This window comes from Massilia phyllosphaerae, from assembly GCF_034659755.1.
In the GTDB taxonomy this organism is placed as follows: Bacteria; Pseudomonadota; Gammaproteobacteria; order Burkholderiales; family Burkholderiaceae_D; genus Telluria; species Telluria phyllosphaerae.
The window spans coordinates 77911-99502 of sequence record NZ_JAXSQX010000001.1 but is presented as its reverse complement, the minus strand read 5'-3'; the positions used below and the strand labels follow the sequence as shown (position 1 = coordinate 99502).

The 21592-nt window shown below is 65.4% G+C and carries 16 protein-coding genes; 10 read left to right on the top strand and 6 right to left on the bottom strand.

The genetic code is table 11. The features are described from left to right. Positions 1-146 precede the first annotated feature (146 nt). Entirely contained in the window at positions 147-1133 is a 987-nt protein-coding gene (locus U1H99_RS00395; protein ID WP_323139816.1) for a LacI family DNA-binding transcriptional regulator, read from the bottom strand. 37 nt (positions 1134-1170) lie between these two features. Then, positions 1171-1779 (bottom strand): glutathione S-transferase N-terminal domain-containing protein, encoded by a 609-nt coding sequence (locus U1H99_RS00390; RefSeq protein WP_323139815.1) that lies wholly within the window; start codon positions 1777-1779, stop codon positions 1171-1173. 168 nt (positions 1780-1947) lie between these two features. Between U1H99_RS00390 and purB the strand changes: the two genes are divergently transcribed. Further along, complete coding sequence (gene purB, locus U1H99_RS00385) at positions 1948-3327, top strand: adenylosuccinate lyase (RefSeq protein ID WP_323139814.1); 1380 nt, start codon at positions 1948-1950, stop codon at positions 3325-3327. 193 nt (positions 3328-3520) lie between these two features. Here the strand turns inward: purB and U1H99_RS00380 are convergent, their stop codons facing one another. Next, complete coding sequence (locus U1H99_RS00380; RefSeq protein WP_323139813.1) at positions 3521-5482, bottom strand: TOL_0244 family TonB-dependent receptor; 1962 nt, start codon at positions 5480-5482, stop codon at positions 3521-3523. A 299-nt stretch (positions 5483-5781) separates the two neighbouring features. Between U1H99_RS00380 and U1H99_RS00375 the strand changes: the two genes are divergently transcribed. From U1H99_RS00375 to U1H99_RS00365, 3 genes are read left to right on the top strand one after another with little or no spacing between them, the layout of a single operon-like run. Further along, on the top strand, positions 5782-6318 hold the full coding sequence (locus tag U1H99_RS00375) for a cytochrome b (RefSeq protein WP_323139812.1): 537 nt from the start codon (positions 5782-5784) through the stop codon (positions 6316-6318). A 9-nt stretch (positions 6319-6327) separates the two neighbouring features. Continuing rightward, complete coding sequence (locus U1H99_RS00370; RefSeq protein ID WP_323139811.1) at positions 6328-6879, top strand: YceI family protein; 552 nt, start codon at positions 6328-6330, stop codon at positions 6877-6879. Between the two features lie 33 nt (positions 6880-6912). Beyond that, the gene (locus U1H99_RS00365) at positions 6913-7485 is read left to right on the top strand and encodes a YceI family protein (protein ID WP_323139810.1); all 573 of its coding nucleotides are present in this window, start codon (positions 6913-6915) and stop codon (positions 7483-7485) included. A 104-nt stretch (positions 7486-7589) separates the two neighbouring features. Here U1H99_RS00365 and U1H99_RS00360 read toward each other — a convergent pair whose 3' ends face one another. Beyond that, complete coding sequence (locus U1H99_RS00360) at positions 7590-9089, bottom strand: hypothetical protein (RefSeq protein WP_323139809.1); 1500 nt, start codon at positions 9087-9089, stop codon at positions 7590-7592. A gap of 299 nt (positions 9090-9388) precedes the next feature. On the opposite strand from U1H99_RS00360, the gene U1H99_RS00355 reads away from it, so the two are divergent. The 5 genes from U1H99_RS00355 (at position 9389) to U1H99_RS00335 (ending at position 17440) form a co-directional block, all read left to right on the top strand. Beyond that, on the top strand, positions 9389-9658 hold the full coding sequence (locus tag U1H99_RS00355; RefSeq protein ID WP_020656446.1) for a GlsB/YeaQ/YmgE family stress response membrane protein: 270 nt from the start codon (positions 9389-9391) through the stop codon (positions 9656-9658). Between the two features lie 71 nt (positions 9659-9729). Then, entirely contained in the window at positions 9730-11007 is a 1278-nt protein-coding gene (gene cls / locus U1H99_RS00350) for a cardiolipin synthase (protein WP_323139808.1), read from the top strand. A gap of 289 nt (positions 11008-11296) precedes the next feature. Next, complete coding sequence (locus U1H99_RS00345) at positions 11297-13456, top strand: S46 family peptidase (RefSeq protein WP_323139807.1); 2160 nt, start codon at positions 11297-11299, stop codon at positions 13454-13456. A 172-nt stretch (positions 13457-13628) separates the two neighbouring features. Next, positions 13629-15806, top strand: coding sequence for a glycosyltransferase (locus tag U1H99_RS00340; RefSeq protein ID WP_323139806.1), 2178 nt, complete (start codon positions 13629-13631; stop codon positions 15804-15806). A 95-nt stretch (positions 15807-15901) separates the two neighbouring features. After that, positions 15902-17440 (top strand): sensor histidine kinase, encoded by a 1539-nt coding sequence (locus U1H99_RS00335; RefSeq protein ID WP_323139805.1) that lies wholly within the window; start codon positions 15902-15904, stop codon positions 17438-17440. A gap of 20 nt (positions 17441-17460) precedes the next feature. Here U1H99_RS00335 and U1H99_RS00330 read toward each other — a convergent pair whose 3' ends face one another. Beyond that, positions 17461-18342, bottom strand: a complete 882-nt coding sequence (locus tag U1H99_RS00330) for a LysR family transcriptional regulator (protein ID WP_323139804.1) — start codon at positions 18340-18342, stop codon at positions 17461-17463. A gap of 206 nt (positions 18343-18548) precedes the next feature. Here U1H99_RS00330 and U1H99_RS00325 point away from each other — a divergent pair, with 206 nt between their 5' ends. Then, entirely contained in the window at positions 18549-19649 is a 1101-nt protein-coding gene (locus U1H99_RS00325) for an NADH:flavin oxidoreductase/NADH oxidase (protein ID WP_323139803.1), read from the top strand. Positions 19650-19662: 13 nt separating this feature from the next. Here the strand turns inward: U1H99_RS00325 and U1H99_RS00320 are convergent, their stop codons facing one another. Further along, the gene (locus U1H99_RS00320) at positions 19663-21585 is read right to left on the bottom strand and encodes a glycoside hydrolase family 43 protein (RefSeq protein ID WP_323139802.1); all 1923 of its coding nucleotides are present in this window, start codon (positions 21583-21585) and stop codon (positions 19663-19665) included. Positions 21586-21592: the final 7 nt, after the last annotated feature.

The following is a 21592-nucleotide window of genomic DNA, read 5'->3' as shown; positions in this document are numbered from 1 at the left end:
GCAATCGATTGCAATGGTGTTGCAAAAACGACGCGCGCGCGCAACAACGGGGATTACTGTCAAAAATCGAAAAAATTCACAGTTGGGCTGCAAACGTTTTCAATTACGTTTGCAGCAAGGCCGGTGGCGACAGCAATGATGGCGGTTCAGGCGCTGGTGCGGACGATCAGTTCGGTCGGCAGCAGGACCGAGGGGGCGGGTTTGCCGTCGAGGCAGGAGAGCAGCGCGTCCACCAGGGCGCGTGCGGCGACGTCGCGCGGCTGGCGCACCGTCGTCAGGGGCGGATGAAAATAGCTGGCAAGTTCGATATCGTCGTAGCCGACCACGGCCACGTCGGACGGCACCTCGCGGCCCTGCGCGCGCAGGCCGTGGATGGCGCGCATGGCAAGCAGGTCGCTGGCGGCGAACAATCCGTCATAGACGGCGCCACGGCGCGCCAGTTCCTCGACCGCCTGCCCGCCGCTCTCGGGCAGGAAGGACGCGTCGACGTGCAGTTGCGGATCCGGTGCGAGGCCCTGCGCGGCCAGCGCGGCCGCGTAGCCGCGGTGGCGCAGCGCCACCTCGGGCAGCGTGATGTCGCCGAGGAAAGCGATACGGCGCCGGCCCTGCGCCAGCAGGCGTTCGGTCGCCAGGCGGCCACCGGCCAGGTTGTCGCCGCCGACCGTGGTGTACAGCTGCTGCGGCAACTGGGCGCCCCAGACCACGAACGGCACGCCGCGCGCGGCGATCCGGTTGAGCTCTTCATGGTGGCGGCCCTGGCCGATCAGGACCACGCCGCTGACACGGCCGGCGTCGAACGGCGCGGCCGCCGCGTCGACCTGGTCGGCGTCGACGCGCGAGACCAGGATGTCGAAGCCTTGCTCGCTGAACGCATCGGCCAGGTTGCCCAGCATCGACAGGAAGAACGGATCGGACAGTTGCTGGCGGGTCGCCTGCTCGATCGGAATCACGACGGCCACCGTGCGGTTCTGCTGCAGCCGCAGGTTCTGCGCGCCGATGTTGATCACGTAGTTCAGCGAGCGCGCCAGGTCGAGGATGCGGTCGCGCGTTTCCTGGTTGACCAGGGGACTCTGGTTCAGCGCGCGCGAGACGGTCGACGTCGACACGCCGGCCAGGCGTGCGATGTCGGCCATTTGCAAGCGCCGGGACGTCGACGTCGACATGGCGTGCTCAGCGCGGAACGGTATCCTTGAACGACGCGCGTTCGGACAGCTTGTCGAACAGGCGCGCCAGGTTCGGGTAGTCGCCGCGCCAGTCGATCTCGGGGAAGCGCAGGGACAGCCAGCCCAGCACGCAGCCGACGGCGACGTCGGCCAGCGTGTAGTGGATGCCCATGCAGAACGGCTGCTCGCCCAGGTTCTCGGACATGACGCGCAGGCCGTTGCGGACCTTGCCCTGCTGGCGATCGATCCAGGCCTGGCTTTGCAGCTCGGGCGGGCGCTGGGTGCGTTCCAGGTAGGCCAGCACGGCGGCGTCGCCGACGCCGTCGGCCAGCGCTTCCCAGACCTTGACGTTGGCGCGGTCGCGGCTGTTGGCGGGCAACAGCTTGCAGACCGGGGTCAGGGTGTCCAGGTATTCGGCGATCACGCGCGAATCGTACATGGCGCTGCCCTCTTCCATGACCAGGCAGGGCACCTTGCCGAGCGGGTTGGAGGCCGAGATCTTGGTATCGCTCGACCACACGTTTTCGAGCTCGAACACGTAGTCGAGCTTCTTCTCTGCCAACACGACGCGCACCTTGCGCACATAGGGACTGGTGACAGAACCGATGAGTTTCATAAATGCTCAGATTAGGGGAGTGGCAGACAGTATAGAGCATCGGACTTACCCCGGTCGAGCGGACGGCAACTCCTTGCAACGCCTGCCAAAATGCGACTTGACAAACGCGGGCCGGTGGTAAAATCGCGGTCTTTGCCATTGAAGCGCCGCCTCGGGCGCCTGCCTGCCATGACCACTACCGCACCCTACTCCACCCTGTCGGCCCTGTCCCCGCTGGACGGCCGCTACGCCGCCAAGACCGACAAGCTGCGCCCGATCCTGTCGGAGGCCGGCTTCATGCACCACCGCGTGAAGGTGGAGATCGCCTGGCTGCAGGCGCTGGCCCAGGCCGGCTTCGCCGAACTGAAGCCGTTTTCAAGCGACGCCTCGGCACTGCTGGACAAGCTGGCCGCCGACTTCTCGGAAGCCGACGCCGCCCGCATCAAGGAAATCGAAGCGGTCACCAACCACGACGTCAAGGCGGTCGAGTACTGGCTGAAGGAGCAAGTCAAGGATGTGCCGGAACTGGTCGCGGCCAGCGAATTCATCCACTTCGCCTGCACCTCGGAAGACATCAACAACACCTCGCACGGCATGATGCTGAAAGCGGCGCGCGACGGCGTGATCCTGCCGTCGCTGCAGGCGGTGATCGCCAAGCTGACCGAGATCGCGCACGTCAACGCCGACCTGCCGATGCTGTCGCGCACCCACGGTCAGACCGCCAGCCCGACCACCCTGGGCAAGGAATTCGCCAACGTGGTCGCGCGCCTGCAGCGCGCCGTCAAGCGCATCGCCGACGTCGAGATCCTCGGCAAGATGAACGGCGCGGTCGGCAACTACAACGCCCACCTGTCGGCGTACCCGGGCTTCGACTGGCCGGCGTTCTCGAAGAACGTGATCGAGCAGCGCCTCGGCCTGACGTTCAATCCGTACACCATCCAGATCGAGCCGCACGACTACATGGCCGAGCTGTTCGATGCGATTTCGCGCACGAATACGATCCTGCTCGACCTGAACCGCGACATCTGGACCTACGTCTCGCTGGGCTACTTCAAGCAGAAGCTGAAGGCCGGCGAAATCGGCTCGTCGACCATGCCGCACAAGGTCAACCCGATCGACTTCGAGAACTCGGAAGGCAACCTGGGCCTGGCCAATGCGGTGCTGCGCCACATGGCCGACAAGCTGCCGGTGTCGCGCATGCAGCGCGACCTGACCGACTCCACGGTCCTGCGCAACATCGGTGTCGGCTTCGGCTACGCGCTGCTGGCCTACGACAGCTGCCTGCGCGGCCTGAACAAGCTGGAAGTGAATCCGCAGCGCCTGGCGGCCGACCTGGACGCCAACTGGGAAGTGCTGGCCGAGCCGGTGCAGACCGTGATGCGCCGCTACGGCATCGAGAACCCCTATGAACAGCTGAAGGAACTCACGCGCGGCAAGGGCATCACCCGCGAAGCGCTGCAGGAATTCATTAACGGACTGGCGCTGCCGCAGGAAGCCAAGGAACTGATGCTGGGGATGACGCCGGCGAACTACATTGGCCTGGCGGCGCAGCTGGCCAAGGCGATCTGAGCGTCTGCGTGAAACAAGCGCCAGCGTGAAACAAGCGCCAGCCTGAGATAAGCGCTAGCGCGTAAATGTTGCACCTGCGCGTCGCCCCTGCGCAGGCAGGGGTCCAAGTTTTCGGTACGCCACGAACTTGAGCCCCTGCCTGCGCAGGGGCGACGATTTTGAGGTTACGTATTTTTCGTACGCCGCCTCTGCCCTACCTCTGCCACACCAGCTTGATCCCCACCGTCCGCGGCACCTCCGTCCTGATCGGCACCGACCCATACTCGGGATGCCCGCCATTCAGGTTGGTCCCGATCACCGACACCTCCACCCCCGGCGCGATCCGCCAGCCGAAGCGCGCGTCGAGCGCGGTATAGGCATCGACCGCCGGCCGCGTCGCGCCGACGTGGCGCAGGGACACTTCCAGCTCGCGCGCGGCGTCGATGGTCCAGCTCGAGCGCAGCTGCGCCGTATAGGCCGGATCGAAGCCGCCGGCCAGCGTGCTGCCCGTGTCGCGGCTGCCCGGCTTCAGGCTGAACGCCTCGTGCAGCGCGGTGGCTCCGGCCGACAGGCGCCAGCTGTCGCTGAGCTGCAGGCTGCCCCAGGCTTCGATGCCGTGCGAGTGCCCCTGCATGCCGTTGCCGAACATGACCTGGCTGCCGTCTGCCGACACCTCCTGCGTGCGCAGGTGGTCGTACAGGTTGCGGAAGGCAGTCACCGACCACGCCATGGCGCGGCCGGCCTGGCCGCGGTAGCCGAGCTCGAACACGCGCGCGACTTCGGCGCGTATCTGGCTGCCGCCGGCCAGCAGGTAGGGCGGCACGCCGGGAACGTAGGTGTCGGCGTCCAGGCGCGACGGCGCGCGCACGGTGCGCGAAGCGCCGGCCCAGAACGAATGCAGCGGCGTCGCATGCCAGGACAGGCGCAGCGTCGGCAGGAACTCGGCGCCGGTGTAGGGGTTGCGCTCGTAGCGCGCACCCGCGGTCAGGCGCAGGTCCTGGCGCAGCGCGATCTCGTCCTGGCCGAACAGGCTGGCCCAGGCCTGGCGGTCCTCGGCCGGCAAAAAGGCGACGAAGCGGGTGTTGTCGACATGGTCCCGGTCGTAGCGGTATTCGCCGCCCCAGACGATCGTGTGCGCGCCGAGCGGCGCCAGCGCATGCTGGAACTGGATGTCGGCGATGTCGACCGCGTCGGTGAAGGTCGGCCGCACCTTGCGGTAGCGGGTGTCGTAATACGCCTGCACGGCCACGCTGGCGCCGTCGTCCAGCACGCGTTCCCAGCGTCCGCTCAGGTTGGCGCCGTGGGTGTCGATGTCGCCCAGGCCCATCCCCGCCCCGGGCGCGGCGATCACGCCGGGCGCCGGCTGGCCCTGGCGCCCGCGCCAGGCGTTGGCGATCACGTCCCAGCGGTCGGCGCCGCGGCGCCAGTCGGCGCGCAGGCCGACCTGGCCCTGGGTCCAGTCGTCGTCGAGCGGCACGCCGGCGGCCAGTTCGCCGTGGCCGATGCCGAACACCTTGCCGTAGACGCGCCAGTTGCGCGGACCGCTGCCGCCGTCGCTGCCGCCGCCGTGGCGGAAGGCCAGCTGGGCGCCGTCCTCGTCCGCGCGCAGCATGGCCAGGTCGCCGCGGGTGTCGCGCGCGGCGCGCGTGGTGATGTTGATCACGCCGTTGACCGCGTTCACGCCCCACAGGGTACCGCCCGGCCCGCTGATGACCTCGATGCGCTCGATGTCTTCCAGCATCACGTCCGGCTCGTCCCAGAACACGCCCGAGAACAGCGGCGAATACACCGAGCGGCCGTCGATCATGACCAGCAGCTTGTTGGCCGGACTGTTGCCGGTGCCGTTCATGCCGCGCGCCGAAATGAAGTAATTGGCGTTGCTGCTGCGCGCCACCTGCAGGTTGGGCGCCAGGCGCAAAATCTCCGGCAGGCTGCGCGCGCCCGAGCGGCGGATGTCGTCGGCCGTGATCAGGAAGACCGAAGCCGGCGCCTCCTGCAGGCGCTCGGGACGGCGCGACACCGAGGTGATGTCGATGTTTGCCAGTTCCTCGATCGACAGGTCGGCGAAGTCGGCGGACGAGCGCGGCTTGGCGTCGTCATCGGCGGTCTGGGCGTGCGCGGGTAGCAGCGCGAGTGCCGCCAGGGCGACGGCGATCGATGGAACGAAGCTGCTCATGCGTAATCAATCGAAACTATCATACTTACAATTATCTTTTATAAATTTGATGCGTCAACATTTTACCTGCCTCAGCCCGTTTTCTTTAGCATAAATGCAACGTATCGTGAACGGATGAAATACGAGCATACGATGCGGCGGCGATTGTCCCGCTGAGTGAACAATGTTATCCGTTCATCTGTCTTCCAAGCAAAAGATGGAACGGTTACAGTCTTGCTATTCGCAATGAGTCAGCACAGCAATATTTTTTGATAAGATCTGTGCCGATCCGTATTGACGACAATTCACCGGGGCCCATCATGCAGCGCTACACCACGACCGCTATCGCGCTTCACTGGCTGATCGCCGTGCTGATCATCGGCGCATTCACGCTGGGCCTGGTCATGACCGACATCCCCGGCCTTACCCCGACCAAGCTGCGCTATTATTCCTGGCACAAATGGGCGGGCGTGACGGTCATGCTGCTGGCCGTACTGCGCCTGTTGTGGCGCCTGGGGCACCGTCCGCCGGTATTGCCGGCGTCGATGCCGGCCTGGCAGCGCGGCGCGGCGCATGGCCTACACCACCTGCTGTACGTGTTCATTTTTGCCGTGCCGCTGTCCGGCTATTTTTATTCGCTGGCGGCCGGCGTCCCGGTCGTCTGGTTCGGCCTGGTCAAGCTGCCGGTGTTCATCGCCAAGGACCCGGCGCTGGCCGCGACGCTGAAAGGCGTCCACTACTGGCTCAACATGGCGATGGCCGCACTGGTCGCCCTGCACGTGCTGGCAGCACTGAAGCATGCCGTCGTCGACCGCGACGGCACCCTGCGCCGCATGCTGCCCGGCCGTTCAACCTGAGGAGACACCATGAAACTTCGCGCCACCCTTGCCGCCGTATTTGCCGTGACCACGCTGGCGGCTGTCGCCGCTCCCCTGAAAACCGACGTCGCACGCAGCAGCGTCTCGGCCGTATTCAAGCAGATGGATGCGGCGGTCGAGTCGAAATTCACCCGTTTCAATGCGCAGATCGACTATGATGCCGCGCACCCGGACAAGGCGAGCGCGCGGGTCGACATCGATACCGCCAGCCTCGACATCGGCTCGCCCGAGTACAACAAGGAAATCGCCAAGAAGGAGTGGTTCAATTCGGCCCAGTTCCCGAAAGCCAGCTTCGTGTCGACGGCCATCAAGCCGGCCGCCGCGGGCAAGCTCAACGTCAGCGGCAAGCTGACCATCAAGGGCCGCACCCAGGACGTCAGTTTCCCGCTCAGCGTGAAACCGGAAGGCGGCAGGCAGGTCTTCGAAGGCCAGCTGCCGATCAAGCGCCTCGCCTTCAATATCGGCGAAGGCGAATGGAAGGACACCGGCATCGTCGCCGATGAAGTCGTCATCAAGTTCCGTGTAGCTGCGGCGCAGTAAACGTAGTATCCATTCAAACCAAGAGGAAAACACATGAAAATCAAGCACATCGCCCTGGCCCTGCTGGCCGCCGCCAGCACCACCGCTGCCTTTGCCGCCGACACCTACAAGGTCGACCCGACCCACACCTACCCGAGCTTCGAAGCCGACCACTTCGGCGGCCTGTCGGTCTGGCGCGGCAAGTTCAACAAGACTGAAGGCAACATCGTCTACGACAAGGCTGCCAAGACCGGCACCATCGACATCACCATCGACACCAACAGCATCGACTTCGGCAACGACGCGCTGAACGCGCACGCCAAGAAGGACGAACTGTTCGACACCACCAAGTTCCCGACCGCGACCTACAAGGGCAAGCTGGTGTTCAAGGGCGACGCCCCGGCCACCGTCGACGGCCAGCTGACGCTGCACGGCGTGACCAAGCCGGTCACCCTGACCGTCAACAAGTTCAAGTGCATGATCAACCCGATGACCAAGAAGGAAGTCTGCGGCGCCGACGCCTCGGGCAGCTTCAAGCGCAGCGATTTCGGCGTGAGCTACGGCGAAGCCTACGGCTTCAACATGGACGTCAAGCTGGCGATCCAGGTGGAAGCGGTCAAGCAGTAACCGTCCGCGTTACGCGCACAAAAAAGCCCCGGGGCCTTGCGGCCCCGGGGCTTTTTCGTAGGGTAGACGCGTGGACGGCGGAGCTGTCCACGCTATCTTATCAATCAGATGCCGTTGTGATTGGAATCACCCGGAATCGCGCGCTCGACCTTTTCCCAGGCGGCGCGGCTGGCCGACTTGGCTTGCGGCCAGGTCAGGCGCGAGTTGCCCTTGACGCGATCCCACTCGCCGGCGAAGTGCGGCTCGGCCGTGTCGTAGTCGGGGAAGCGGCGCGCGTTGTTGTAGCCCAGTGCATAGGCCGGCGCGTAGTCGTCATAGGTGTAGCCCGGGGTGTAGCCGGACGCGGTCTGGTAGTTGTTGCGCCAGTAAGCATCTTCCTCGGTCGGGTTGACCAGGTGGCCCGCACCCTTGCCCAGCAAGCCGCCGGCGACGCCGCCGATGGCTGCGCCTGCTGCCATGCCGATCGGGCCGCCCACTGCGCCCAGGGCCGCGCCGGCTGCAGCGCCGCCGCCGGTGCCGACGCCGCCGGCCAGGTTGTGCTCATGCAGCTCGTCGCCCGCTTTCGGGTTCACGACTTCGCCCGCGCCCTTGCCGGCCATGCTGCCGGCGATGCCGCCTGCAACCGCACCGGCCACGGCACCGATCGGGCCGCCTGCGGCGCCGATCGATGCACCTGCGATGGCGCCGGCACCGGCACCGGTACCCTGGGCCAGGTTGTGTTCATTCAGACGGTCGTCCGACTTCGGGTTCACGACTTCGCCCGCGCCGCGGCCGGCTGCGCCGCCGGCCAGGCCGCCGATTGCCGCACCCGCCGCCATGCCGATCGGGCCGCCGATCGCACCGGCAGCCGCACCGATGGCTGCGCCGCTGCCCGCACCGACGCCCTTGGCCAGGTGGTGCTCACCCAGGTCGTCGCCGGCTTTCGGGTTGATGACTTCACCGGCGCCCTTGCCGGCCAGGCCGCCGGCGATGCCGCCGATGGCTGCACCGGCCACGGTGCCGATCGGACCGGCAGCCGAGCCGATCGCTGCGCCGGTGGCAGCGCCTGCCAGTGCGCCGACGCCGGTGCCGATCACGTGCGAACCGCCGTTATCGGTGAACGAGCGCTGGATGTGCTCGACGTCGTCGTCCGAGCGCGGGGTCACGCCCATCAGGATGCCGCCCTGGTTGATGCCTTCTTCATAGTGCTTGACGCGTTCTTCCGGAATGCCGGCACCGATCAGCGCGCCGATCAGGCCACCAGTGATGCCGCCGGCGCCGGCGCCGGCCAGGGCTGCGGCCAGCGGACCGGCAACGACCAGGCCCGCGCCCGGGATCACCAGGCTGGTGCCGATTGCGGCCACGCCGGCCAGCACGGCGCCGATGGTGCCGCCGATACCGGCACCGGCAGCGGCGCCTTCGGCGGCCTTGCTGCCCAGTTCGGTTTCGGTATCGCCGAAGTGGGTTTCACGGGTGCTATCGGACATCATCAGGTTGACGTCATCCTTGCCGTAGCCGCGGGAAGACAGCGAGCTATAGGCACGTTCTGCGCTGGCACGGTCCGGGAACAGGCCGGTCACCATACGGTTTTGCTTGGTCTGATCGTTGCTGTCGAAGATGCTCATGATGAAGTCCTTTCAAAGGTTGCGGTATGAGTCCGCTGCATGTTGTATTGGGCACTGCTAGTGAGGGCAAGATATGCCTGCACAGCAGTAGCGCTCTGTTCGTTCACGCACTCTATTTAAATATTCGACATGCAACCAAACCAGGCTCTTGATAAAGCCTTCTAAGAACGCACATCCGGTTTGCGCGTCTAACGTTCGTTGCCGCACCGACCTCGTGGTGTTCCCATCATTAGACTTTGCTCATGGCCTCGGTAATCAATTGGCCTGAAGTATATTTTCCACTTTGAGGAGGAATCGTCATGTTGTTCATTATCTGGATCGTCGTGGGTGGTATTCTCGGCTGGCTCGCCAGCATGGTCATGAAAACGGACGCTGAACAAGGCATGATTCTTAATGTCGTGGTCGGTATCGTCGGCGCCTTCCTGGGTGGCTGGCTGCTTTCGCCGCTGTTCGGCTCGGGCACCATCAATTCCGATGACTTCAGCGTGTCGTCGCTGCTGGTTTCGTTCCTGGGCGCAGTCATCCTGCTGGCCATCGTGAACCTGCTGCGTCGCGGCCGCGTTCGCTAATCATATGCAGCACCCCTGAAAACCAACGCTCACCCGGCGTTGGTTTTTTTACGTCTACACCAAGAATATTTATGCGCGTCAAGAGACCCATCGTATCCCTGATTTCCATCGTGGCCACCGTCGTCGTCGGCCTTCTCGTGCTGAACTTCATGCCGAGCGAAAAGAAGATCGATACCCAGCTGACGCGCCAGTACGACACCAACGATCCCCAGTTCCGGCGCTCGCTCGGCGTGCTGCTGGGACCGCCCATCATCGAGGGCAACAAGGCCGAAGTCCTGCTCAACGGCGACCAGATCTTCCCCGCCATGCTGAAGGCGATCCGCGAAGCCCAGCACTCGATCAATTTCGAAACCTATATCTACTGGTCCGGCAGCATCGGCAAGGAATTCACCGACGCCCTGGCCGAGCGCGCGCGCGCCGGCGTGAAAGTGCACGTGCTGCTCGACTGGATCGGCAGCATCAAGATCGACGAGGCCTCGATGGAAGAAATGCGCAAGGCCGGTGTGGAACTGCACCGCTACCACAAGCCGGTCTGGTGGAAGCTGACGCGCCTGAACAACCGCACCCACCGCAAGCTCCTGATCACCGACGGCCGCGTCGGCTTCACGGGCGGCGTCGGCATCGCCGATAAATGGCGCGGCCAGGGCCAGGACGAAGATCACTGGCGCGACAGCCATTTCCGCGTTGAAGGCCCGGTGGTCGGCCAAATGCAGGCCGTGTTCGGCGACAACTGGACCAAGGCCACCGGCGTCGTGCTCGACGGCCCGGATTACTACCCGGCGCTGCCGCCCCAGGGCTCGATGGCGGCCCAGATGTTTTCCAGCTCGCCCACCGGCGGCAGCGAAAGCATGCACCTGATGTACCTGATGGCGATCACCGCCGCGCGCCACACGATCCACCTGTCGAACGCCTATTTCGTGCCGGACGACCTGACCGTGCAGGCGCTGGTCGCGGCCGCCAGGCGCGGGGTCGAGGTGCGCATCATCACGCCCGGAAAAATCATCGATTCCGACGTCGTGCGCGCCGCCTCGCGCGAGCGCTGGGGCGACTTGCTGAAGGCCGGCATCAAGATTGCCGAGTACCAGCCGACCATGTATCACGTGAAATCGCTGACCGTCGATTCGCTGCTGGTGTCGGTCGGCTCGACCAACTTCGACAACCGTTCGTTCAGCCTGAACGACGAGGCCAACCTGAACGTGCTCGACGCCGACTTCGCCAAGCAGCAGGAAGTCGTGTTCGACGACGACTGGAAGCGCGCGCGTCCGGTCACGCTGCAGCAATGGGAGAACCGTCCGTGGACCGACAAGCTGTCCGGCGAAATCGCCGCACTGATCGGCGCGCAGCTGTAGGGTGGACACCCCGCGCCCACGCAGAAGCGTGGACGCGGGATGCCCACCCTACGAAGCTAGGGGTCAGAGCCCGGTGTTGATCTTAGGGGCTCTGACCCCGGTGTCCAGCCCGCAGCCCGGTGTTCAGCCCACAGCCCGGTATCCAGCCACGGTGTTCCTGCCAAGTGTTCAGCCAAGGTAGCCCCATAAAATTCACAGAAAGTAACGGTTGACGTTCGTCCACCCCATTATGGATACTGTGGCGGCTCTTTCCGAGCCAAAAGATCACATCCCATAAGACACGGACGCCATGAAAAAATCGCTTCTTTCGCTCGCCATCCTCACCAGCTTCGCCGCACAAGCGGACGAAGGCATGTGGATGCCGCAGCAGCTGCCACAAGTAGCCAAGCAACTCAAAGCCGCCGGCCTGAAACTCGACCCGGCAAGCCTGACCAAACTGATCGAATTCCCGATGGGCGCGGTGGTGAGCCTGGGCGGCTGCTCGGCGTCCTTCGTCTCGCCGCAAGGCCTGGTCATCACCAACCACCACTGCGTGTACAACAGCGTCGCTGTCAACTCGACGCCGCAGCGTGACCTGCTGGCCAATGGCTTCCTGGCAAAGACCCTGGCCGAAGAACTGCCGGCCGCGCCGGGCAGCCGCATCTTCGTGACCGAGGCGGTCGAGAACGTCAGCAACCGCATCGTCACCGCGGACGTCGCGAAATTGACCGGCAAGGCCCGCGTGGAAGCGATGGAAAAGAACCAGAAGGCGCTGGTGGCCGAGTGCGAGAAGGACGCCGGCTACCGCTGCACCGTGGCCAGCTTCTACGGCGGCCTCGAGTTCTACCGCATCAAGCAGCTGGAAATCCGCGACGTGCGCCTGGTGCACGCGCCGCCGTCGGGCGTCGGCAAATTCGGCGGCGACACCGACAACTGGATGTGGCCGCGCCACACAGGCGACTACGGCTTCTATCGCGCCTACGTCAGCCGCGACGGCAAGGCCGCCGACTTCTCGAAGGACAACGTCCCCTACCAGCCGAAGCACGTGCTGAAGATCGCCAAGGAAGGCGTCAAGGAAGGCGATTTCATCATGGCGCTGGGCTACCCGGGCCGCACCAACCGCCACCGCCTGCCGTCGGAAGTGGCGTTCACTTTCGACTGGAACTACCCGGCCTTCGTGAAGGCCTCGGGCGAGACCCTGGCCGTGATCGACCGCGAAACCAAGAACGACGCCGCGGCCCGGCTGAAGTACGCGGGCCAGATCGCCAGCGTCAACAATTACTATAAAAACCGCAAGGGCATGATCGCCAGCTACGAAGGCAGCGACATCCTGGCGCGCAAGACGGCCGAACACAATGCGCTGAAAGCCTGGGTCAATGGCAACGCCGCGCGCAAGGCCGAATTCGGCGCCGACATCGACGCCGTCGAAAAGCTGATCGCCGCACGCGACGCCGCCACCAAGCGCGACTTCTTCCTGAGCTACTCGACTCCGCGCTTCCTGAACTCGGCACGCACGCTGTACCGCCTGGCCAACGAGCGCACCAAGCCGGACGTCGAGCGCAAGTCGGGCTACCAGGAGCGCGACCTGCCGCGCCTGAACGCCGCCGTCACCGGCCAGGACCGCACCTACGTCGAAGCCGTCGACAAGGCGCTGGTCCTGAACTTCCTCAAACAATACAACGCCCAGCCGGCAAGCGAGCACAACGTCGCCTTCGACAATGCGCTCGGCATCAAGCCGGGCATGGATGAGGCTGCACTAAAAGCCGCGCTGGACAAGATCTACGCCGGTTCCCAGCTGCAGAACAAGGACGTCCGCACTGCGTGGCTGACCAAGTCGCCGGCTGAGTTCCAGGCCAGCAACGACGCCTTCATCAAGGCCGCTGTCGCCCTTTACGACGCCGACCGCAAGGAAGAAGCGCAAGAGGAAGAACTCGGCGGTAATATCCAGAAAGCCTATGCAAACTACATGAAGGCAAAAATTGCCTATATGAACAGCAAAGGCCAGGCCGTCTATCCGGACGCCAACTCGACCCTGCGCGTCACCTTCGGCAACATCAAGGGCCGCGACTACGGCGCTGACGGCACCGGTTCCTGGACCGCGTTCACCACCGTAAAAGGCGTGGTCGCCAAGCACACCGGCGAAGGCGAGTTCAACGCCCCGGAAAAGCAGCTGGCGGCGATCCGCGCCAAGGACTTCGGCCGCTACGCCGATCCCAAGCTGAAGACCGTGCCGGTCGACTACCTGGCAACGCTGGACATCACCGGCGGCAACTCGGGTTCGGCGGCGCTGAATGCGCGCGGCGAACTGATTGGCCTGGCCTTCGACGGCACCCTGGATTCGATCATTTCCGACTGGGATTTCAACAAGGCGGCCACGCGCGATATCCAGGTCGATATCCGCTATATCCTGTGGAACATGGAGAAGGTCGACCATGCCGATAACCTGCTGAAGGAGATGCACGCGCTGTAATTGAACGCTTTCGTTGTATGATCGAAAAAGCCACGTTCCGCAAGGACGTGGCTTTTTTAGTGCAGGTTTTACGATCAGGGCGTATATGGCGAATGCAGGACCGTTTTTAACTTACTGGCAGTCTGGCTACGAAGGTGCCGACCATATCAACCATGACGGCTTGCGGCTGGACATGAACAGTGCCAACGGCCACCAGCAGCGCGCCCTGGAAGATTACCGGCTCCTGAAACAGTTCGGCATCCGTACGGTCCGCGAATCGATCGGCTGGCGCCTGGTCGAACAGGATGGCCGCTTCGATTTTTCCATCATCGAAGCCCGGGTGCATGCGGCGAAGGAACTGGGCCTCCAGATCTGCTGGACCCTGCTGCACTACGGCTGGCCCGAAGACCTGGACGTCTACGGCGATCAATTCGTGCCGCGCTTCGTACGCTATTGCCGCGCGGTAGCCGAGTTCCTGCAGCCCTTCGGCGGTCCCGCCCCGGTGTTTTCGCCGGTGAACGAAATTTCGTTCACCAGCTGGGGCATGTCGGTGGGCATGTTCCGCCACTCGAACATGGCATACGAGCACGCCAGGCGCGACGCCAAGCGGCAATTGGTGAAGGCGGCCATCGCCGGCTGCGACGCCATCTGGGACATCATCCCGGGCGCCCGCATGCTGCATTGCGATCCGCTGGTGCACATCATCGCCCACGACAACGATCCCGCCTCCCACCTGCACGCCGAGGCCATGCGCGAAGCGCAGTTCGAAGCCTTCGACATGCTGGCCGGCCGCCGCGATCCGGAACTCGGCGGCGCGCCACGCTATCTGGATTTGATGGGCGTGAATTACTACGATACGAATCAGTGGGAAGCCGCCACCGGCCACCGGCTGTGGTGGCATCTCGACGATGCGCGCCGCAAGCCGCTGTACCAGATGCTGGTGGAAGTGCATGAACGGTATGGCCGTCCCCTGCTGCTTGCGGAAACCGGCCATGTCGGCAGTGGCCGCGGCATCTGGATACGCGAAGTCGCCGAACAGGCCATGATGGCGCGCCACCGCGGCGCCGACATTGCCGGGATTTGCCTGTACCCGGGCATCGACCGGCCGGACTGGGCAAACCCTAATTACTGGCATCACAGCGGCATCTGGGACGTGGTGGCGCAAGCGGACGATCCCCAGGCGCGCGTCCTGGCGCCGGCCTATGCGCAGGGATTACGGCAGGCGCAAGCGCTGACCGAACGCTTTTCGGATGCAGCGGCGATGCCGACCATCGTGGTGTTGTCCCACCTCCGCTGGCACGGCGCGAACACGCGTCCGCGCCAGATACTCGGCAATATCGCCCGCCATTACAACATCGTCTATATCGAGGAACCGGTTGCCGGCGCCGCCATCGACTACACGGAGATCAGCCATCCGGCACCGCGGGTCAGCGTCTACCGGCACCATACGTCCGGTACCGGCGAACTCTCGTGGGCCCTGGCCCAGCCCTTCATGCTCGACCTGGCCAAGCGGCACGCGCAACCCATCGTCTGGCTGACCACGCCGATGGCGCTGCCGCTGGCGAAAGCGCTGGACCCGAGCCTGGTCGTGTACGACGCCATGACCGATCCCGCCGCGTCGGGCAATACCGCGCAGCATTGGCCGGAGCGCGAAGCGGCCGTGCTGGCCGCCGCCGACCTGGTGTTCACCGGCAGTCCAAGCCTGCGCGACACCAAGGCCAGGTACCATCGGCACGTCCATTATTTCGCCAACAGCGTCGACACCGTCCATTTCGAGCCGGCGCTGGACCGCAGCAACGGCCACCCCTTGCAGGCGGCGATCGGCGGCCCGCGCCTGGGCTTCTACGGCACGCTCGACGAGCATATCGACGGCGACCTGATTGCCGCCGTCGCGGATGCGCATCCGGAATGGCAGATCGTGCTGGTCGGTCCCATCGTGCACCGCACCGAAGCCAGCCTGCCGCAACGCGCCAACATCCATTATCCGGGAGCGCACACCTACCAGGCCTGGCCGCAGTTCCTGGTCGGATGGGATGTCTGCCTGATGCCCTACCTGACGGATGCCTCGCAACCGCCGGCCAATCCGGCCAATGTGCTGGAATACATGGCGGCAGAACGGCCCGTGGTCAGCACGGCGATCCGCGACATGGGGGCGCTGTACGGCGACGTCGTCGCGGTGGCGCGCGATGAACAGGCATTCATCGCCGCCTGCGAGGCTGCGCTCGCATCAACGCAGGCGGAGCGCGACGCCCTGGCGCACAAGATGCGCGCGCTTGTCAGGCAAACCTCATGGGTTGCCATGACCGACGAGATGCATGCCCTGATCGCCTTGACACAACAGCGCTCGTCCGTGGCCGGCATGGCTGCGTAGGGCCGCCGGTGCCGTGACCGCGCATGCGGACACGGGCCGGTGCGGAACTTCTCGTATACTGAATGTGGCACCTCACTACGTACAGTCGATTCCCTATGTCCGAACCCTCCCTGCCGAACCACCAGGCAACGCCGTTACCCGAAGCCGTTGCAGGCGGCGTGACCGACGCCGGCGCCGAGGCATGCTTCGACCGCATCACGCGGCTCGCGGCCCAGGGACTCGGCATGCCGACCGCCCTGTTTGCGCTGGTGGAAGGTGACGGACACCGGCTGCAGTCCCGTTTCGCCGCCACGCCGCTGGCGGCCCTGCCGCCCGCAGGCGTTGTTGCCGATGCCGTCGGCCCGGATGGCGTCACGGTGGTGGCGCCCGCGGCACTGGACGGCCTTGGGCTGGGGTTCTGTGCGGGGGTGCCGGTGCGTGGCCCGGATGGCAAGCGGGCCGGCACCTTGTGCGTGCTCGACGCCGGGCCGCGCGCGTTCGACGACAGCGGGCGCGCCATGCTGGCGGACTTCGCCGTCTTGCTGGAGCGCGAACTGGCCGCCGCCGCGCTGCGCCGGCAGGCCGCCAGGCAGCAGGACAAGGAGACCGCGGCACGTGCCTTGTTCGACCACCTGCCCGAAGGCGTGATGATGCTGGATGAGAGCGGCGTGATCCTGGCCTGCAACGCGGTCGCCGAAGCCATGTACGCGGCGACGAAGAATGGCCTGATCGGCCGCAACTCGAACGACTTCGTGGGCGAGGATCCGGCCAGGTTGCGCGAATCGCTGAAGGCAGGAAAGACCGACCAGTTGCAGGCGATCGCGCGCCGCGTCGACGGCAGCGTATTTCCGGCCGAGTTTTCGATCAAGCTGCTGCAAACATCCGGCACCTACCGCTATGCCCTGGCCGTGCGCGATATTTCGGCGCGCAGGGCCGAAGAACGGAAGGCCCAAGCCGCCGAAGCGCGCGGCCGCAAGTATTTCGTGACGGCCACGCATGAATTGCGCACCCCCATGGCCAGCGTGCTCGGCTTTTCGGAACTGCTTCTCAAGCACGACTTCGCGCGGGACGAACGCATCGAGATCATCAGCGTCATTCATCGCCAGGCGACCCGCCTGGTGAAGTTGATCAACGAGATGCTCGACCTGGCCCGTATCGACAGCGGCAGCAAGGAAGAATTCGATCTGCGCCCGCAGGACGCTGCCGCGATGCTCGAACAAACCCTGAGCGGCCTGGACGGCCTGCACGTGTCCAGCCGTATCCACACGGCGGTCGCACCCGCCCTGCCGCAGGTGCGCGCCGACAGTCTAAAACTGCAGCAGGCACTGACCAATATCCTCAGCAATGCCATCAAATACTCGGCAGCGGACAGCGCCATCCAGGTCGATGTATTCGAGACCGACGCCGACGCCGGACCGATGGTCGGCTTTCGCGTGACCGACCGGGGCATCGGCATGACAGCCGAACAGCAAGCCCGGATCTTCGAGCCCTTCTATCGCGCCCACACCGACCAGGAAACGGCCGGCACGGGCCTGGGCATGACGATATTCAAGGAGATCGTCGACTTGCATGGCGGCGTGGTCAAGATCGACTCCAGTCCGGGCGCCGGTACCGCGGTCCTCCTCCTGCTGCCGGCCGTGGCCGCAGCGCATTGAGCGGCGCCGCCGCGCCCGCGTCAGGCGCGGTTACCCGTGCAGACTTGCCGGATCTGGGCCACCACCCGCTGCGCACGGGCCGACAGCGGCCACTCGGCCCGGTGAATCAGCCATAACTGATCGACGACGGATGCCTCGCCGGCGACGACGCGGATCGCTTCCTGGCGCGCGAACGCCAGCCGCGCATGACGCGGCAACACCGTAAAACCCAGGCCGCGCGCCACCGGCTCCAGGATCAGGCCGATCTGGTTGATGAAGCCATGGACCGGCAGCGCCCGCACGCCCGGATTGCCGGGAAACCAGCGGCTGAGCAGGCGCGTGGCCATCGCCTGGCCGTCGGGGTGGCCAATGAAGCCCAGGCGCGCTAAATCGTCCCAGCCGGCCACCTGCACGCCGGCCGGCACGATCAGCTCCAGCGGCTCTTCCAGGAAGGCTTCGAACGCCAGCCGCGGATCGTCGGGTTTCAGGGTCACCAGGCCGAGCTCGTAGCTGCTCTGCAGCACGGCGTCGCGCGCTTCCGGGTCAGGCGCGAAGCGGTGCCGGATCACCAGTCCCGGATGTGCCTGCTGCAGGTCGAGCAGGATCGGATATAGGGCCAGGCCGATGCTGCCCGGCGTGATCAGGCTGACTTCACCGGCCTCGGCCTCGGCATCGCTCAGGCGTGCATGCAGCTGGCGTTCGGCCCCCTCCAGCTGGGCGCAGTAGTCGAGCAGCGCCCGGCCCGCCGGCGTCAGCTCGATCTGGCGCGGACGCCGGATCAGCAGCTGGCCGAGCGCTTCCTCGAGGTGGGCGACGTGCTGGCTTACCGCGGCCTGGGTGAGCGAGAGACGTTCGGCCGCGCGCGTAAAACTGCCGGTGTCGACGAGCGCGCTGAAGCTGCGCAGCCATTGTGGATTCAGCATAAGCAGATTTTATGGAATCGATTAACTGGCATTAGTTTACATTATCTGTAGCGCGCTCTAGGCTATCAGGATCGAACACGCAGCCGGATTGCGCTTTTTGGCCCTCGCCAGCAAGCCCGGCATAATCCTTTTATACTGACCGGCCCGCCGCGGCGCAGACCGCGGCTCGACCTGTGATCCTCAATACGAAAGCGCAATTACCTTCCATGTCAGCCCTGTTTACCCCCTTCAAGCTCAAAGACGTCACCCTCCGCAACCGTATCGCCGTCCCGCCGATGTGCCAGTACTCGGCCAACGACGGCTTCGTCAACGAATGGCACCAGGTCCACTACGCCGGCATCGCCCGCGGCGGCGCCGGCCTGGTGATCGTCGAAGCGACCGCCGTGTCGCCGGAAGGCCGCATCACCCCGGGTTGCGCCGGCCTGTGGAACGACGCCCAAGTCGAAGGCATGGCCAACATCGCCACCCGTATCAAGGCCGCCGGCGCCGTTCCCGGCATCCAGATCGGCCACGCCGGCCGCAAGGCCAGCGCCAACCGTCCGTGGGAAGGCGACGACCACATCCCGTCGGAAGACGCGTACGGCTGGGACACCATCGCCCCGTCGGCGATCGCCTATGGCCACGGCCTGCCGAAAGTCCCGAAAGAGATGACGCTGGACGACATCGCCCGCGTCAAAGCCGACTTCGTGGCCGCCGCCAAGCGCGCCCTGGACGCCGGTTTCGAATGGCTGGAACTGCACTTCGCCCACGGCTACCTGGGCCAGAGCTTCTTCTCGAAGCACTCGAACAAGCGCACCGACCAGTACGGCGGCGACTTCGCCGGCCGCAGCCGTTTCCTGCTCGAGACCCTGGAAGCCGTGCGTGAAGTATGGCCGCAGAACCTGCCGCTGACCGCCCGTTTCGGCGTCCTCGAATACGACGGCAATGACGAAGAAACCCTGGCCGAATCGATCGAACTGGTGCGCCAGATGCGCGAGCGCGGCCTGGACATGCTGAGCGTCAGCGTCGGCTTCACCATCGCCGAGACCAACATCCCGTGGGGCCCGGCCTTCCTCGGCGACATCGCCAAGCGCGTGCGCAACGAAGCCGGCCTGCCGGTCGCATCGGCATGGGGCTTCGACGGCCCGCAGCTGGCGGAAGACGCGGTCAAGGGCGAGCAGCTGGACCTGGTGATGGTCGGCCGCGCCCACCTGGCCGATCCGCACTACCCGCTGCAGGCCGCCAAGGAACTGGGCGTCGAGAAGCCGACCTGGGTCCTGCCGGCGCCGTACGCGCACTGGCTGGAACGCTACCGCATGGCGCGCTGATCGCGGCGATCGTCTAAGGGATGACAGCGCGGCCGTTCACCAGCGGCTCGCCGCGGTCGCCCGGCCTGAACGGCACCGCCAGCGGGTCCATCGGCTCGATGTTGCCGGCGCCGTCGAAGGTCATCCGTGCCAGCGCCGTCTGGCGCTGGTAGCCGCCGCCCTGCGGCAGCGCGTGGCGGTGGTAGGCCACGTACCAGCGGTCGGTGCCCGGCACATTCACCACGCTGTGGTGGGCAGTGCCGACCGCGGCGCCGTGCTTCTGCAGCACGATGAAGTTATGTTCGGGCGAACGCACCGGCCCCAGCGGCGAATCGGCCACACCCCAGCCGACCCGGTAATCCGGGCTCCTGGCATCGTCGATCGACCACATGAAGTAGTACTTTCCCCCACGCTTGAACACCACGATCCCCTCGCGGAACTGGTTCAAAGGGATGCCGGCCGGCGGCCCGTCCAGCGTCACCATGTCGGGCTTCAGCTTGACCACATTCGCGATTTTGCCGTTGCCGTAATAAAGGTAGGCCTGGCCATCGTCGTCGATGAACGGATACGGATCGATGGTATTGGTCTGCACCCCGCTGCCCTTCTCGATCAACGGCACGCCGAGCGCATCCTTGAACGGGCCGAGCGGGCTGTTTGCCGTCGCCACGCCGATGCGCTGGCCCGCGCAAAAGTAGAAATAGTATTGTCCGTTGCGCGCGATCGCATCCGGCGCCCAGGCTTCGACCTTGGCCCACTTCAGGTCGTGCGCCACGTCCAGCACCATCCTCTCCTTCTTCCAGTCGACCAGGTTCCTGGAACTCCACACCGAAAAGTCGGTGGTCTGCCAGTTCGGCTTGTCCGAGGTCGGGTACACATAATAGGTGTCGCCGAATACGCGGATCGACGGATCGGCCGTGAAGCCGTCCAGGATCGGCGGCGGCACCGGCTGCGGCGTGACCGGTTTACCGTCCGCCTGCGACGTCTCCAGATTCTTCGCCAGCCAGGGCGGCACCCACAGGATGGTGCCATGGCGCTGGCCCCGCACCACTTTTACTTCGGAAGAGACGTCGGTCCAGGTGCGCCAGTCGGCGGTCTCGTAGACGCCGTAGCGGCCGGCCGAGTAGAAATCGACGAACAGGCGGGTGGTGTCGCCCTGGCGCAGCAGCGTCGGTCCTTCGGCGCGCTGGCCCTGCACCAGCGGCTGCGGCATCAAGGTGTACGGTCCCAGCACATTGTCGGCCACGGCATAGCGCAGCGCGCCCCAGATCTTCTGCTGCTGCCGGTCGCCCTCCTTGAACACGGCGATCCATTGCTTGCCGACCTTGTTCAGGGTGGTGTCGATGTGGTCGAAGCCGGGGTCGAGCAGCAGCTGCGGCTTGCTGAAGCTCTGGAAATCGCGGGTGGTGACGTAATAGGTGCGGTGGTTCATCCGCTCGCTCGACGCCGTCTGCGGGAAGCGGCCCTCGATGTCGGACGACCACGTGATCACGTACTGGCCACCGGCGTCGTCGTACACGGTTTCCGGCGCCCAGGCGGTCCGGGTGCCCGGCACGTCCTCGAACAGCGGCAGGTATGCTTGTTCGGACCAGTTGACCAGGTCGGTGGACGAGGCGTAGCCGATGCCCTTGTCCTTCCAGCCGGTGGTCCAGACCAGGCGGAAGATGCCGTCCGGGCCGCGCAGCAGGTGCGGGTCGCGCATCAAGCCGCTGCCGACGCCGGGTTTCAGGAAGATGCGGTCGAGGTCACGCCAGGTCTTGCCGTCGTCGCTGACGGCCAGGTGCAGGCCGTCGCCGCTGCCGCGGAAGGAAGTCATCAGCCAGGCGTCGGCCTGCCACTTGGGGCGGGCCGCCGGCGGCTTGGCCGTGGCCGAGGCGTTGGGTGGAATCGGCTGGGCGCAGGCCGCGCCGGACAGGCACAGCACGGCGAGCGCCGCCAGGAACTGCAACAAGCTGGGCATGCTTCCT